Source organism: Solibacillus sp. FSL W8-0372, from assembly GCF_037969735.1.
GTDB classification, from domain to species: Bacteria; Bacillota; Bacilli; order Bacillales_A; family Planococcaceae; genus Solibacillus; species Solibacillus faecavium.
Window position 1 is genome coordinate 2,257,647 of sequence record NZ_CP150204.1, and the last position, 14,845, is coordinate 2,272,491.

General features: G+C 40.9%; 14 protein-coding genes. 2 read left to right on the plus strand and 12 right to left on the minus strand.

Going from position 1 to position 14,845, the window contains the following annotated elements; genetic code table 11:
* Position 1: 1 nt before the first annotated feature.
* Entirely contained in the window at positions 2 to 391 is a 390-nt protein-coding gene (locus MKY13_RS11360; protein WP_225231233.1) for a general stress protein, read from the plus strand.
* Between the two features lie 2 nt (positions 392 to 393).
* On the opposite strand, the gene MKY13_RS11365 is transcribed toward MKY13_RS11360, so the two are convergent.
* The 4 genes from MKY13_RS11365 to mce form a co-directional block, all read right to left on the minus strand.
* A complete protein-coding gene (locus MKY13_RS11365; RefSeq protein WP_191699949.1) occupies positions 394 to 744 on the minus strand; it encodes a hypothetical protein in 351 nt (116 codons plus the stop codon).
* A 20-nt stretch (positions 745 to 764) separates the two neighbouring features.
* Positions 765 to 1,688, minus strand: a complete 924-nt coding sequence (locus MKY13_RS11370; RefSeq protein WP_225231234.1) for a GrpB family protein — start codon at positions 1,686 to 1,688, stop codon at positions 765 to 767.
* Positions 1,689 to 2,382: 694 nt separating this feature from the next.
* On the minus strand, positions 2,383 to 3,930 hold the full coding sequence (locus tag MKY13_RS11375) for an acyl-CoA carboxylase subunit beta (protein ID WP_191700443.1): 1,548 nt from the start codon (positions 3,928 to 3,930) through the stop codon (positions 2,383 to 2,385).
* A 14-nt stretch (positions 3,931 to 3,944) separates the two neighbouring features.
* The gene (mce, locus tag MKY13_RS11380) at positions 3,945 to 4,358 is read right to left on the minus strand and encodes a methylmalonyl-CoA epimerase (protein WP_191699950.1); all 414 of its coding nucleotides are present in this window, start codon (positions 4,356 to 4,358) and stop codon (positions 3,945 to 3,947) included.
* Positions 4,359 to 4,467: 109 nt separating this feature from the next.
* On the opposite strand from mce, the gene prli42 reads away from it, so the two are divergent.
* Complete coding sequence (prli42, locus tag MKY13_RS11385) at positions 4,468 to 4,563, plus strand: stressosome-associated protein Prli42 (RefSeq protein ID WP_008404197.1); 96 nt, start codon at positions 4,468 to 4,470, stop codon at positions 4,561 to 4,563.
* Between the two features lie 24 nt (positions 4,564 to 4,587).
* On the opposite strand, the gene MKY13_RS11390 is transcribed toward prli42, so the two are convergent.
* From MKY13_RS11390 to MKY13_RS11425, 8 genes are all read right to left on the minus strand, one after another.
* Positions 4,588 to 5,544 carry an aromatic acid exporter family protein gene (locus MKY13_RS11390; protein WP_191699951.1) on the minus strand — a complete coding sequence of 319 codons (957 nt, stop codon included), beginning with the start codon at positions 5,542 to 5,544 and terminating at the stop codon, positions 4,588 to 4,590.
* A gap of 73 nt (positions 5,545 to 5,617) precedes the next feature.
* Positions 5,618 to 6,058, minus strand: coding sequence for a BrxA/BrxB family bacilliredoxin (locus MKY13_RS11395; protein WP_191699952.1), 441 nt, complete (start codon positions 6,056 to 6,058; stop codon positions 5,618 to 5,620).
* Between the two features lie 72 nt (positions 6,059 to 6,130).
* Positions 6,131 to 7,222, minus strand: coding sequence for a methylmalonyl Co-A mutase-associated GTPase MeaB (meaB, locus tag MKY13_RS11400; RefSeq protein ID WP_191699953.1), 1,092 nt, complete (start codon positions 7,220 to 7,222; stop codon positions 6,131 to 6,133).
* The gene (scpA, locus tag MKY13_RS11405; RefSeq protein WP_191699954.1) at positions 7,222 to 9,372 is read right to left on the minus strand and encodes a methylmalonyl-CoA mutase; all 2,151 of its coding nucleotides are present in this window, start codon (positions 9,370 to 9,372) and stop codon (positions 7,222 to 7,224) included. Before scpA ends, meaB begins: the two co-directional genes overlap by 1 nt.
* On the minus strand, positions 9,369 to 11,051 hold the full coding sequence (locus MKY13_RS11410) for a methylmalonyl-CoA mutase family protein (protein WP_339212777.1): 1,683 nt from the start codon (positions 11,049 to 11,051) through the stop codon (positions 9,369 to 9,371). Before MKY13_RS11410 ends, scpA begins: the two co-directional genes overlap by 4 nt.
* A 126-nt stretch (positions 11,052 to 11,177) precedes the next feature.
* On the minus strand, positions 11,178 to 12,521 hold the full coding sequence (locus MKY13_RS11415) for a dihydrolipoamide acetyltransferase family protein (RefSeq protein WP_191699956.1): 1,344 nt from the start codon (positions 12,519 to 12,521) through the stop codon (positions 11,178 to 11,180).
* Between the two features lie 290 nt (positions 12,522 to 12,811).
* Positions 12,812 to 13,795 (minus strand): alpha-ketoacid dehydrogenase subunit beta, encoded by a 984-nt coding sequence (locus MKY13_RS11420; protein WP_191699957.1) that lies wholly within the window; start codon positions 13,793 to 13,795, stop codon positions 12,812 to 12,814.
* Entirely contained in the window at positions 13,795 to 14,805 is a 1,011-nt protein-coding gene (locus tag MKY13_RS11425) for a thiamine pyrophosphate-dependent dehydrogenase E1 component subunit alpha (RefSeq protein WP_191699958.1), read from the minus strand. The genes MKY13_RS11420 and MKY13_RS11425 overlap by 1 nt, the downstream gene beginning before the upstream one ends.
* Between the last annotated feature and the right edge of the window lie 40 nt (positions 14,806 to 14,845).

Consider the following 14,845-nt stretch of genomic DNA (forward strand, 5'->3'; position numbering starts at 1 on the left):
AATGATGGAGTATCGACGTGAAATCGGGTTAGTATATTCAGTTGACGAAGCATTGGCAAAGCTCAATATTATTCGTGCACATGGCTTTTCTGAGCATGAAATCCATCTATTTGCTAAAGATATCCGTCCCCTTCATTCTTTAAAAATGTATACCGAAATTAACATACACGCTGCCGGCAGCTGGATGGATCAGATAATTAGCTTAATTACAGGTCAAAATGTATATGAAGTGAGCTTGCGGATTTTACAGCTTACAAAAGAGGAAATCGCGCATTATGGTCACGGAATCGAGCAAGGGGCCATTTTTCTATTTGCTGAGCACGAACATCCTTACGAAAAAGAACCGTTAAAACAAAGAGTTCCAGTGAATATCCCGAACGTTGTGGACTAGCCTTACAAAAAACTGCCGTTATTTATAACAAAATTATATATTAATGAACCAGCTATCAAAATACCGACAACTATATTCAAAATAATAACTAGTCGTTTCGGGAAAGGTATTTTTAGTAACGATGCAATGGACCAGTGAATAACACTATAAACAAATTGCACAAGTAAAGTACCCAATGTATAGAAGGCAATATAAAACAGACGTCCACTATTCGATATATCTCCCGGCGGTGCATCTGCTGCAATGAATAAAAGCATGCCCATAAACAGTTCTGATAAAAGATGGCAAAAGTAGCCGATAAAGCCGATCATCGCCGTATACAATAAAAAATTGATAACCTCTTTTAATTTCAATCCATCACCCCTTGATGTGCTTAATTTAAAGATATTAAACGAAAATAATCCGCATGACCACGAATGAGCTGTTTTCCATCATCCGGTGTAACCCAGAAAAAACGGAATACCTTGCCATCTTCTGCTCCACCACCAGTTGGCTTATAGTTCCATTCATCTTGAGTCTTATCTATATTTATCCTATAAAAGTATCGGTGATGAATCACACCATCATCATTTTCCCAGAAATCGTCAATGAGATAATGAATGGCGGGGAAATTGCTTAACCCCGTTTCCTCTTCCATTTCACGCTTCACTGCATCTACAGGCATCTCCCCATGCTTTACGGTTCCTTTAGGAATTTGAATACCTGCTTCCTTTACCGGATGCTGAAATACTAGAATTTGAGTTTTCCCATTCACCTGTCTCGTTATGTATCCGTACGACTTTTTAATAATCGGCCAATGTAATGCTTTTTCCATTAACGCACTCATGAAACTTTCTTTAACTTGTTGGTAACTGGACGTATCATCTGGAAATTTAGTTGCAAGTTCTATTTTCAATTGTCCATATTTCCGTGCTTGCTCGGGATGATTCATTAAATAATATTTAAATTGTAAATGCTTATTAATATTTTCATGCCCAGCACGATAAATATGCACATGATGGCTTCGATTTTTGTCACCTTTTGTATAATAATGACGGCCATTAATACCGTTTTCTCCACGAACTTTATAGCCAAGCTTGCACATTGTCTCATCATAAAGTGAAGCCTGTTCTATATTTGATAGTCCAATCACAATATCGATAATCGGTTTTGCATAGCCTATAGTCGGAATAGCTGTACTTCCAATATGATAAATTTGGATTAACTCCTCCTGGAAAATATCCTTTAGCCGCCGCGCTTCTTCTTCATATAATTTATTCCAATCACTTGTCCATTTACGGATGATTGTTTTTCTCATAAATTAACCCCCTTCTTCAAAATGGTAATCATAGATACTTGGAAAATAGACGGCTCATCACCATAACATGGGGTTGCTTTTCTAATAAAATTCCACTTGATTGGTGGGCTGCGGCAAGACAGCGCTAAAGCAGAGTGACGTGGAGCGAAGGGTGAACCGCCCAAAATACTGGACTCCTTGGCGATTAAGCGTGCGCGGAAAATAGTTGCTCCTGTCGCTGCCGCTTTCGTCGCAAAGCTTTTTGACAAAAGCTTTGGAGCCACGCCGCTCGGAACGGAGTACAACGGACGCGAGCTTCAATAACACTTGCTCGACGCGTTTTCCCCGTAGCGCAGCAGAACGCAATTCATTAGAAAATCTAATTTTTTCAATTTTGTCATCCCAAACTTATGGTGATGAATCTAATAGACGGAGAATTTCCGCTTATTTGGAAAATTATATACTTTATCGCTCAATTAGAGGGAGGAATTCCGCTTATTGTTACGTAAAACATAAATATCGGGAAATTTTCACTAAATAAACGGAAAACTTCCCCTTATTTAAGCCAAAATCAGTGCCATCTTTAAAATAGCCGGAAAATCTCCGCTTATTTGCTGGTCGGAATCCTTGCTCGGTTATCACACCCACTCTAAACAAAAACACCAGCCCTCAATGAAACAAAGAGCTGGTGCTAGACTGTTTTAAGCAGTCATAATTATAGTGGAATGTTGCCGTGTTTTTTGTACGGACGGTCTTCTTGCTTTGTTGAAAGCATATCCAATGCCTGGATTAGCTTAATACGCGTTTCACGAGGATCGATTACATCGTCTACCATACCGCGAGATGCCGCAACATATGGGTTAGCGAATTTTTCTTTATATTCCTCGATCTTCGCTGCACGTGTAGCGTCTGGATCTGCAGATTTCGCGATTTCACCTGCGTGAATGATATTCGCTGCACCAGCCGCACCCATTACCGCGATTTCAGCATTTGGCCATGCGAACACTAAATCCGCGCCAATTGCTTTAGAGTTTAATGCTACATATGCACCGCCGTATGCTTTACGTAAAATTACTGTAATTTTCGGTACAGTTGCTTCTGAGTATGCATAAAGAATTTTCGCGCCATGTCGGATAATTCCGCCGTGCTCTTGCTTAACACCTGGGAAGAAACCAGATACGTCTTCGAATGTAATAACTGGAACATTAAATGCATCACATGTACGAACGAAACGAGCTAATTTATCAGATGAATCGATATCAAGTCCACCTGCTAAGAACTTCGGCTGGTTACAAACTAAACCTACTGATTCACCCGCAATTCGTGCAAAACCAACTACGATGTTTTTCGCAAATTCTTTTTGCACTTCCATGAATGAACCTTCATCTACAACTTGCTCTACTACTTTACGAACATCATAAGATTTCGTTTGGTCAATAGGTACGACATCAACAAGCTCTGAACGGAAGTTATCACCTTCTGGAGCTGGCTGCTTTGGTGTTTTTTCCTTATTGTTTTGCGGTAAGTAAGATAGTAATTGCTGAATTTGTGCAATGGCTGCTTCTTCATTTTCAGCGCGGAAGTGGGCGTTACCTGAAACTGCGTTATGCACTTTCGAGCCACCTAAGCCTTCAGCAGAAATTTTCTCACCTGTAACTGTTTCAATTACTTTTGGACCTGTAATAAACATTTGAGACGTTTTATCAACCATTAAGATGAAGTCCGTAATTGCTGGTGAATAAACAGCACCGCCAGCACATGGTCCCATAATTACCGAGATTTGCGGAATTACACCTGAATAAATTGAGTTACGGTAGAAAATGTGGCCATATCCATCTAAAGAAAGAACACCTTCTTGAATACGTGCACCGCCTGAATCATTAATGCCGATAAATGGTGTACCGTTTTTAGCAGCTAAATCCATAACTGCAGCGATTTTTTTCGCATGCATTTCACCTAGTGCTCCGCCAAATACAGTAAAATCTTGCGCGAATAAATAAACGTTACGACCATTAATTTTACCGAAACCTGTAACAACACCATCACCAGGTCCCTCTAATTTCCCCATACCAAAGTCAACAGTACGGTGTGTAATGAATGGGTTAATCTCTACGAAAGACCCTTCATCCAATAACATTTCGATTCGCTCGCGGGCAGTCATTTTACCTTTTTCATGCTGCTTCTCAATACGTGCATCTCCGCCGCCAAGCTGGATTGCTTCTTTGCGGTCATATAGCTCATTAATTTTATCAAACATATCCATCGTAATTGTCATCGTTATTTATCCCCTTTTCCGCTTTTATCACATAATTCATAAAGTACACCAAATGAGTCTTTAGGATGTAAAAACGCCACTTCTGCGCCACCAGCACCTGGGCCTGGCTCGTCCGACAGCAGTCTTACACCTTTTTCACGTAATTCTGCCATGCGCTCGCGGATCCCCATTACACCAAAAGCAACATGGTGAATGCCTTCTCCACGCTTTTCCAAAAAGCCGTGAATCGCACTCTTCTCACTCATCGGTTCGAGAAGCTCAATTTTCACATTTCCTGCATCAATGAACGCTACTTTCACTTGCTGAGATTCTACTTCTTCCATTTTTAAAAGCTTTAAACCTAGCGTTTCTGTGTAATATGTAATACGTTCTTCAATATTGCGTACAGCAATACCAATATGATCGACTTTTTCCACGATGTTTGACTCCCTTATAATAAAATTTCTATGAGGTAATTCATTAGTACTTGAGAATTCCTTCAGATTTGTTAAACTAAAATTAGTTCATTATGAAGGAGCGAAAACAATGAGCAACAAAAAATTCCAAAAGATCGTTGTTTATTCAATGGTTGTAATTATGTTAATTTCAACTGTGGCAATGGGCGTAGCAGCAATCATGTAATGGATGTTTCGTACATCCATTTTTTTATTTCAAACCTTTAAATGATTGCTTTATAACAAGATAAGCATCCATTTCCTCAATAAACTGATACAACGATGCCATCGCAATAAACGTCTCATGGTCATTAGGCAGCGGCATTTTTGCAAACTCTTCCTTCACTTTATCCAACTTCTCCAAAAAATGACTTGCGGTATTTCCCGAGTGAACATGTTCACTGAGGTCCTCAATAAATGCTGCAACTAGTGGCGCCTGCTCTGTCATAACTGGCAGTGTAGTAATTTTAGGCAACACACGTTCAATAATTTCGAGCTGCTTTTCACGCATATCAAAATACACATAATATCTATTCTCTTTACGTGTTAAATGGTTTTCTACATCTTTGAATGCCAGTGCTTTCCCTGCATCAATCACCTTTGCGGCTTCAATAATTTCTTTACCATCCCATAACGTATCACCATTTCGTAAATACACGGCAATTTCCGCCAGTATTTTCTTTAATAATGATTCAATCTTTTCACGATTGTAAAACAGGCCGTGCTGTATATCAGGCATGTACATATTAATAACTACCCCGACGCCAAAGCCGATTGCCATTAATCCCAATTCATTTAATAGTAAATCGGTTGTAAAATCAGCAGTTAAAAAAATATGCATCATAATGACAGAACTCGAGATAAAGCCTTCCACAACCCGCAATGATACGATCGTAGGTATGAATAGAAGTAAAACAATCCCCAAAACTATCGGTGAATAACCGAATATTTCGAAAAATATGAATGCATAAGTCATACCTACTAATGTGGAAACGCCTCTCGTATAAACTGCATGGAGAGACTTTCGTTTAGTTGGCTGAATACATAAAATCGTTAAAATTCCGGCCGCCGTAAAAAACTGTAAATCAAAATACTGGGCAATTGCTATCGCGATAGAAGCTCCAAGCGCTGTTTTCAGTGTACGATAGCCGATTGAAAATTTTTTCATATCGGTAGTACCCCCTTTTTATAGTAAGTGTGACGGGTGCACATTATGACACCCGTCCACTTAAAATAATTGCTTAGATTTCTTCGCAGTTCTCTTCGAAGTGTCCTTGTAGGTTTGTTACTACACTCATTGGATCATGACCTTCGATTTCAAAACGACCCACTTCTCCAACAACTTGACCATCTTTTAATAAGATAAATGATGGTGATGATGGAATGTGATCTTCACCGAAATAGTAACGCGCAGCTGCTGTCGCTTCTTTATCTTGACCAGCAAATACTGTTACTAAATAATCCGGACGTTTATCATAATGTACAGCATGTGTTGCTGCTGGACGTGCAATACCGCCTGCACAGCCACATACAGAATTCACCATTACAAGTGTAGTCCCTTTACGAGCAAACGCTGCTTCTACTTCTTCCGGAGTGCGCAGTTGTTCATAGCCTGCTGCTTCCATTTCTGCACGTGCAGTCGTTGTAATTTGTTGCATAAATAAATCATAATCCATGTTCATAAGCTTTTTAGCCCCTTTCAATATTCCTTTTTACTATAGCAAGGTTACGAAAGATGTGCAAAGACTGTTGATTCATTTATTATTATCTTCTTCACCAAATAATGTATTGACCCCTTGTGTAACGGTTAAACGTCCATGCAAAATTTCATCCTCAAGTGAACGTACTTGCTTTTTACGATCTGAATTTTTATAAAACGAATCGATTAAATGGTCGGTAATCATCGAATGGAACCAATCACGTGTTTGTTTATGACGGCGAAGATTCCAATAGTTGGACTCTTTCACGGTCTGCTCAAATTCCATCAACATCGCCCAAACATTATCCAGGCCTTTTTTCTCCATTGAAGAAACAGTTAAAGCTGTACTTAACCAGCCTGGTGTAGATGGCTGCAGGAAGTGAAGTATTTGTTTGTATTCCTGCATTGTCCGACGTGCCGGGCGAACATTGTCACCATCCGCTTTATGGACGATAATACCGTCTGCAAGCTCCATGATGCCCTTTTTCATACCTTGCAGCTCATCGCCTGCACCCGTTAATACGAGCAGCAGGAAGAAATCGACCATGCCGCGTACATACGTTTCACTTTGTCCGACACCGACTGTTTCGATTAAAATCACGTCATAGCCGGCCGCTTCACATAAGAGCATAGTCTCACGAGATTTTTTATGAACACCGCCTAATGTTCCGGCACTAGGTGATGGACGAACAAATGCGTTTTCTTGGCGCACTAGTTCTTCCATCCGTGTTTTATCTCCTAAAATACTGCCACCTGAAAGTGACGAGCTAGGATCTATCGCCAACACGGCTACACGCTTCCCCATTTTACAGAGCATTGTGCCAAACGCTTCAATAAATGAGCTTTTGCCTGCCCCCGGAACACCTGTTATACCTATCCGAATTGCATTGCCTGTATGTGGCAAAAGCTCTTGTAATAGCTTTTGTGCGTCTTCTTTATGGGTATTGTTCGAGCTTTCAATAAGCGTAATTGCCTTTGCAAGCGATGTACGGTCACCAGCTCGAACTTCCCCTGCTAACTGTTGAATATCAAGCGCTTCCTGCTTTTTTTTCCTGAATTTCTTTGGGTTTGAATAGCTCATACCATCATGACCACCCTTCACGCCATCCATGACAAATAAAGCACTTTTGTCTTGATGTGGCTTCATTATTCCGCCACTTCCTCATAGCCTAGCTTTTTATAAATTTCTTCTATGATACGCATTGCTGAAACCGGAATTACTGAACCTGGACCGAAAATGGCTACAGCACCCGCTTCATATAGGAAATCGTAGTCTTGAGCTGGAATAACCCCGCCGCAAATAACGATAATATCTTCGCGACCTAGTTTTTTCAGTTCCGCGATTAATTCAGGCACTAATGTTTTATGTCCTGCTGCAAGTGAAGAAACACCAACACAGTGAACATCGTTTTCGTTTGCCATTTGAGCCGTTTCTTCTGGTGTCATAAATAATGGAGAAATATCTACGTCAAAGCCTAAGTCGGCATAGCCCGTTGCAACAACTTTCGCACCGCGGTCATGTCCGTCTTGTCCCATTTTCGCCACTAAAATACGTGGGCGACGGCCTTCTGCTTCTAGGAAATCTTCTGTCATTTGTTTTACTTCAGCAATCATTTCATCATCTGAGAAGTTTGCTGAATATACCCCTGAAATTGAACGGATAATCGCTTTATGACGACCTGATACCGCTTCAATCGCATCAGAAATTTCACCTAATGATGCACGTGCGCGAGCTGCATCTACAGCAATCGCCAATAAGTTTTCAGAGCCGTCCTCAGCTGCTTTTGTAAGACGGGCTAAATGTTTTTGCACTTCCGCTTCATCACGTGTTGCCTTCATTTTTTCAAGTCGGGCAATTTGTGCTTCACGAACGATTGCATTGTCGATATCTAAAATATCAATCGGATCTTCTTCAGCAAGACGATATTTGTTAACCCCAACAATCGTTTCTGCTTTTGAGTCGATTTTTGCCTGGCGTTTTGCCGCAGCTTCTTCAACTTTCATTTTTGGCAGACCTGTTTCGATCGCTTTTGCCATACCGCCTAGCCCTTCAATTTCCTCGATTAATTCCCATGCTTTTTCTGTCAGTTCTTCTGTTAGTTTTTCAACATAATACGAACCGCCCCATGGATCGATTACTTTCGTCATACCCGTTTCTTCTTGCAGGAATAACTGTGTATTACGTGCAATACGAGCCGAGAAGTCTGTTGGTAAGGCGATTGCTTCATCGAGTGCATTCGTGTGAAGTGATTGAGTATGCCCCATCGCTGCTGCATTCGCTTCGATTAATGTACGCGTTACGTTATTGAATGGGTCTTGCTCCGTTAAACTCCAGCCTGATGTTTGCGAGTGTGTACGTAGTGCAAGAGACTTTGAATTTTTCGGGTTAAATGTAGACATCATTTGTGCCCAAATACGACGTGCTGCACGCATTTTTGCGATTTCCATGTAGTAATTCATACCGATAGCCCAGAAGAATGATAATCGTGGTGCAAATGCATCGATATCAATCCCTGCTTTTAATCCTGTACGTACATATTCCAAACCGTCAGCCAATGTATAAGCAAGCTCGATATCATTCGTCGCACCAGCTTCTTGAATATGGTAGCCTGAAATTGAAATCGAGTTGAATTTTGGCATGTATTTAGCTGTATATTCGAAAATATCGGCAATAATTTTCATCGACATAGCTGGTGGGTAAATATACGTATTACGCACCATATACTCTTTTAAAATGTCGTTTTGAATCGTTCCTGCCAATTTGTCTGGTGAAACGCCCTGCTCTTCTGCAGCCACAATATAGAAAGCCAATACAGGTAGTACAGCACCATTCATTGTCATTGATACCGACATTTGATCCAACGGAATTCCGTCAAACAAAATTTTCGCATCTTCAACAGAATCGATTGCCACTCCGGCTTTTCCGACATCCCCTGTTACACGAGGGTGATCTGAGTCATAGCCGCGGTGTGTTGCTAAGTCGAATGCTACAGATAAACCTTTTTGTCCCATCGCAAGGTTACGACGGTAAAACGCATTTGATTCCTCTGCTGTCGAGAAGCCTGCATATTGACGAACTGTCCATGGACGAGCAACATACATTGTAGGGTATGGTCCACGCGTATTAGGTGCGATACCTGCCACATCATTTAAATGTTTAGCTTGTTGATTATCTGCTTGATTGTATACCGAATTTACTTCGATGCCTTCATTTGTTAAATATGAGCCTGTAGAAGTAAGTTGCTCCGCCTTTAGCACATCTTCAATTACAACGGATTCGAAATTTGCTTTACTCATTGTTGTACCTCCTTCACACGCGTCACGACATCATTTAGTTTTTGAACAATATTTTGACCCGCAAAAATAAAGCCGTTTAAGCCATTTGCAGTCCATGCTGCTTCATCATCTTTGAATTTACCAGCAACATCCAGTACGACATTTGCTTTTTTACTTTGTAGCAGTGTCGGTAAAATGGCCTTTGTATCATCATCAGTAGCTGCAACAACCACATAATCATATTCCGCGCTTTCTAACCACTGCACAGCATCTTCAATTGTTTGGAACCCGGCAGTTTGATGTGCCACAATTCCTGCTGTTGCAAAGAAGCCTTGTACGAAATCAGCACGTGGTTTATAGTTTTTCAGCTCACCAAATGTTAAAATAGCTGGCTTTAATCCTGATTGAGCAAAATTAGCACGCAAATTTTCAAATGGAAGTGCAATACGCTTCACATCAGCAAATTGAGCGTTTTCAGCTGTAGGGATTTCATCTACAGGATTTGCATAAATATTTGTACCAATTAAAGAATGCTTACGTGTTTCCACTTGCGCAATTCTTGTGTTATAAACTTCTTCAATTTTTGCATCAATGCCGTAAGCGTGTAATCCGCCTGCTTTTTCGATTTCCAAAAACAGTGCCCATGCTTCTTTTACATAATCCGCTGTCAATGATTCGATAAAGTACGAACCACCAGCTGGGTCGATTACGTTTGTTACGTGAGACTCTTCTTTTGTAACAAGGGATACGTTGCGTGCAATACGGACAGATTGGCCAGTCAGTGCTGTTAATGCGTCATGTGGATGCACTGTAATTACATCGGCACCACCGATTGCCGCTGAGAATGCTTCGTTTCCTGCGCGTAATAAGTTTACGTATACATCATACTTTGAGAAGCTACGTACAGATGTTTCAGCTACTACCGTTACTGCACTTGCTTCATGACCAAATGCTGAAGTAAACGCTTTCCATAACACTTTGAATGCACGGATTTTTGCGACTTCTGCAAAGAATTGTGTATCGACAGCAAATTGCACGAAAAATTTATTTTCAAACGTTTTGAAATCATCCGTATCTTTAGCCAGTTCAGCAGCTTGTACTAATGCAATAGCAAGCTCTTGAACTGCATTTGCGCCATCATTGTGGAACGGAACTGTGTCGGCCGCATATGTACGGACGTTTGGATAATCAGCCAGCAAAATGGCTTCTGGTGCAACAATGAATCCTTTTACAGCTGCACGTTTTGATTTATCTATATAATCAAATACACGTAACACGTCATCTTCAGAAGATTTCACTGTAACTTTAAATGAATTTTCAGAAAAATAAGTAGCGAGTTTGCTTAAATTTTCTTCTGACCAGTCAAAAGCAACAGGGCTGTAGATAGTAATCATTTCGTTGCCACGTAATAAGCTTTCTTCTAGGTTTGCAAAAAAGCTTGCAGCATCTGCCCCATTAATTTGCTGTGCAACAGTAAAACTTGCTGACTCAGTTAGCGAGCGAATCGTTGATACTTGCTTTTCTAATTGATCCCCCAGCTTCTCCAATAATGTTTCTTGTGTATATAGTGGCTCAAGCGTAATGTTTTCAATCGTTTTTGTGAATAGGGATTCAAACGGTTTTCCTTTTAAAGCTTTTACCGCTTCTTCCTTCCACTGATTGTAGCTAGCAGACTGAAATTCAATATCTTTCATATTCATTGACATGTGGACGCTTAGTAGCTTCCCCCCTTGTTATATTTCTGTACTATATTTTACACGAGAATGTTCTGACAATAAAGTAAAAAAAAACGCGAAAGCCTTATTTTACAGGCTTTCGCGGTACTTTTAGTAGACTGACATCTTCTTTTTATCTACGTTTTCGAGAATTTCCTTCACACGAGATAGGAATTTACCACAAATCATACCATCCAAAATTCGGTGGTCTAATGATAAACATAAATTTACTATGGACCTAGGTGCAATCATATTACCCTGTACTATTACAGGCTTCTTTACAATACTTTCCACCTGTAATATTGCTGCTTGTGGATGGTTGATAATGCCCATTGACTGAACAGAACCAAATGAACCCGTATTGTTGACCGTAAATGTACCACCTTGCATATGCTCGAGTTTCAGCTTCCCAGTGCGTACAAGATGTGCATATTCGTGAATTTCTCTTGCAATGCCTTTAATCGATTTTTCATCGACATTTTTAATAACCGGCACAAACAATGCATCATCTGTAGCAACTGCAATTGATAGATTAATATCTTTCTTTTGAATAATTTTATCTTCAGCCCATACAGAGTTGATGATTGGATATTCTTTTAACGCCTGCGAAACAGCTTTTAGGAAGAATGCGAAATAAGTTAGGTTAAAGCCCTCTTTTTTCTTAAATTCCTCTTTAATGCTATCTCGGTATTCGACAAGCTCGGTTACATCCACTTCCATCATCATCCATGCATGAGGAATTTCATGTGTACTGCGCAGCATGTTTTTCGCAATCGCTTTACGTACTTGTGTTACCGGAATTTCAATATCTCCTGCAGCCGTCACTTGTTCGTTTGGACGTGGTGCAGCTGGAGACGGTGACGAAGGCTGTGGTTGAGGTGTCATTTCATGCTGTGGCTCAACAAATGCTACTGGTTGTTCATCATTTGAGATTGCTTGATTAGTAGGCTTTCCAGCTGCCACGTATGCTTCGACATCTTTTCTCGTAATACGGTTGCCCGTTCCTGTACCTTCGATTTGGGACAAATCTACATCATGTTCATTTGCCAATGCTAAAACTGCCGGAGAAAATCTGCCCGGTTTTCGTTCTGTACGAGCTGGTTTCTCCTCTTTTTTTGCAACCGGCTCTTCTTCTTTTCGCTGTACTCCTGCATTTAAAATTGCTGAGCTGACATTTGAGCTTTTTTCTACAGGTGCAGGTGGCAGTTCGGACCCTTCTATTTCAATCGTACATACAACTGCTCCTACCGGTAGAGTTTCGCCTTCAGAAGCGATGAGTTCCTTAATAACACCAGCAAAAGAAGAAGGGATTTCTGCATTTACTTTATCTGTCGTCACTTCTGCCAACGGGTCATATTTATTTACTTTATCGCCCACCTGGACTAGCCAACGCTCGATTTTACCTTCTGTTACACTTTCGCCAAGTTGTGGCATGACAATATTTTGAATGGTCATTTAACAATCCCCCTTTAACTAATAACACTTTGGTGAAATAGTACAAATTTCCACATTTAATATGATTCCTCCGCATAATGTAAGAGTTGATTTCCATTCCGGGTCGGACGCTTTCCGCGGGCACGGCTCCAACTAACTTATTTCGGAATACATTCCGAAATAAGTGGATTTTCCGCTCGTGCTCTTCCCGCAGGAGTCGCCTCCCCTTCATTTCAATCAACTCCTTCTTTTATAAGTTTGTGGCCAGCGCATACTCAACTTTCGAATAAAAATGTATTACATTATAAATTCTAAAACGCTGCGAGTTCGCGAATTGCCTTTTCCACTTTGTCAGGATTAATCATGAAAAACTTTTCCATTGTTGGTGCATATGGCATCGCGGGAACATCAGGTCCTGCCAATCGTTTGATTGGTGCATCTAAATCAAATAGACAATGCTCTGCAATAATCGCCGCTACTTCACTCATAATGCTACCTTCTTTATTATCCTCTGTTACAAGCAGGATCTTCCCTGTTTTCTTTGCGGCTTCAATAATCGCTTCTTGATCAAGAGGATACACTGTCCGCAAATCCAGAATATGTGTTTCAATACCATCTTTGGCTAAACGCTCTGCAGCTTGTAGGGCAAAATGAACAGCTAATCCGTACGTAATCACTGTGACATCATCACCTTCACGCTTCACATCCGCTTTGCCAATCGGCAATATATAATCATCTGTAGGTACTTCCCCTTTAATCAGGCGGTAAGCACGCTTATGTTCAAAAAATAACACTGGGTCCGGATCGCGAATAGCCGCTTTTAATAATCCTTTTGCATCATATGGCGTTGAAGGAATAACGATTTTTAATCCTGGTGTCCCGGCAAACATTGCTTCTACCGATTGTGAATGATATAGTGCACCGTGAATCCCACCGCCAAATGGAGCACGGACAACTAACGGACAGCTCCAGTCATTGTTAGATCGGTAGCGGATTTTTGCTGCTTCTGAAACAATCTGATTCACTGCTGGCATAATAAAGTCTGCAAACTGCATTTCAGCAATTGGACGCATCCCATACATCGCTGCTCCAATCGCAACACCTGCTATGGCACTTTCAGCTAAAGGTGTATCGAGCACACGTGCTTCACCAAACTGATCATATAAACCAGTTGTTGCTTTAAATACCCCGCCTTTTAAACCGACGTCTTCTCCTAATACGAAGACACGCTCATCACGTTCCATTTCTTCTTTCATTGCTAAGTTAATCGCATCAATATAAGAAATTACCGGCATTACGCATCCTCTCCTTCCGCATACACGAAACGCATCGCATGTTCCGGTGAGGCATATGCTGCATTTTCTGCATAGTCTGTCGCCTCGTTAACCGTTTGCATTATGCGATCATTTATTTGCTCAAATAAATTATCATCCGCAATTCCGCGGTCTTTTAAGTATGCTTCGAAAAGAAGAATCGGATCTTTTGCCTTTCCTTCTGCAATATCCTCGGCTGTACGGTATTGACGATCATCATCATCTGAAGAGTGTGCCGTTAAACGGAAAGTAACCGTTTCAATTAAAGAAGGGCCCCCACCGCTGCGTGCGCGATCCGCTGCTTCTTTAATAACTTTATACACTTCCAACGGATTTTTGCCGTCTACTGTTACCCCAGGCATGCCATAACCAATTGCACGGTCAGACACTTGTGCACAGCCCAACTGACGTTCTACCGGAACAGAGATTGCATATTGATTATTTTCAACCATGATAATGACCGGTAATTTATGAACGCCTGCAAAGTTGGCTCCTTCATGGAAATCCCCTTGGTTTGACGAACCTTCACCTAATGTCACGAATGTAATAAAGTCCTTTTGCTGCATTTTTCCTGCAAGTGCCACACCGACTGCATGCGGTAACTGTGTCGTTACAGGCGATGATCCCGTAAGTATGCGGTTTTTCTTTTGTCCGAAGTGTCCCGGCATTTGACGACCGCCTGAATTTGGATCTTCAGCTTTTGCAAAGGCAGAAAGCATTAAATCCTTTGCTGTCATGCCAAAATGAAGGACTACCCCCATATCACGATAGTATGGTGCTATATAATCCTTCGTATGGTCAAGTGCAAATGCAGCCCCTACCTGAGCCGCCTCCTGTCCTTGACATGAAATAACAAACGGGATTTTGCCTGCACGATTTAATAGCCACATACGCTCATCTATACGGCGAGCCATTAGCATCGTTTCATACATTTTAATTGCATCTGCATCCGTTAACCCTAACTCTTCGTGTGTAATATTTGTTTCAGTCATAAAATACCCCCTATCATTTATCAATTATTTCTTTGCATAA

Coding starts and splice junctions, on each gene's coding strand:
- MKY13_RS11360 (WP_225231233.1), top strand. CDS start 2: ATGATGGAGTATCGACGTGAAATCGGGTTAGTATATTCAGTTGACGAA.
- MKY13_RS11370 (WP_225231234.1), bottom strand. CDS start 1,688: ATGAGAAAAACAATCATCCGTAAATGGACAAGTGATTGGAATAAATTA.
- MKY13_RS11375 (WP_191700443.1), bottom strand. CDS start 3,930: ATGGATATGTTTGATAAAATTAATGAGCTATATGACCGCAAAGAAGCA.
- prli42 (WP_008404197.1), top strand. CDS start 4,468: ATGAGCAACAAAAAATTCCAAAAGATCGTTGTTTATTCAATGGTTGTA.
- MKY13_RS11390 (WP_191699951.1), bottom strand. CDS start 5,544: ATGAAAAAATTTTCAATCGGCTATCGTACACTGAAAACAGCGCTTGGA.
- MKY13_RS11395 (WP_191699952.1), bottom strand. CDS start 6,058: ATGAACATGGATTATGATTTATTTATGCAACAAATTACAACGACTGCA.
- meaB (WP_191699953.1), bottom strand. CDS start 7,222: ATGAAGCCACATCAAGACAAAAGTGCTTTATTTGTCATGGATGGCGTG.
- scpA (WP_191699954.1), bottom strand. CDS start 9,372: ATGAGTAAAGCAAATTTCGAATCCGTTGTAATTGAAGATGTGCTAAAG.
- MKY13_RS11410 (WP_339212777.1), bottom strand. CDS start 11,051: ATGAATATGAAAGATATTGAATTTCAGTCTGCTAGCTACAATCAGTGG.
- MKY13_RS11415 (WP_191699956.1), bottom strand. CDS start 12,521: ATGACCATTCAAAATATTGTCATGCCACAACTTGGCGAAAGTGTAACA.
- MKY13_RS11420 (WP_191699957.1), bottom strand. CDS start 13,795: ATGCCGGTAATTTCTTATATTGATGCGATTAACTTAGCAATGAAAGAA.
- MKY13_RS11425 (WP_191699958.1), bottom strand. CDS start 14,805: ATGACTGAAACAAATATTACACACGAAGAGTTAGGGTTAACGGATGCA.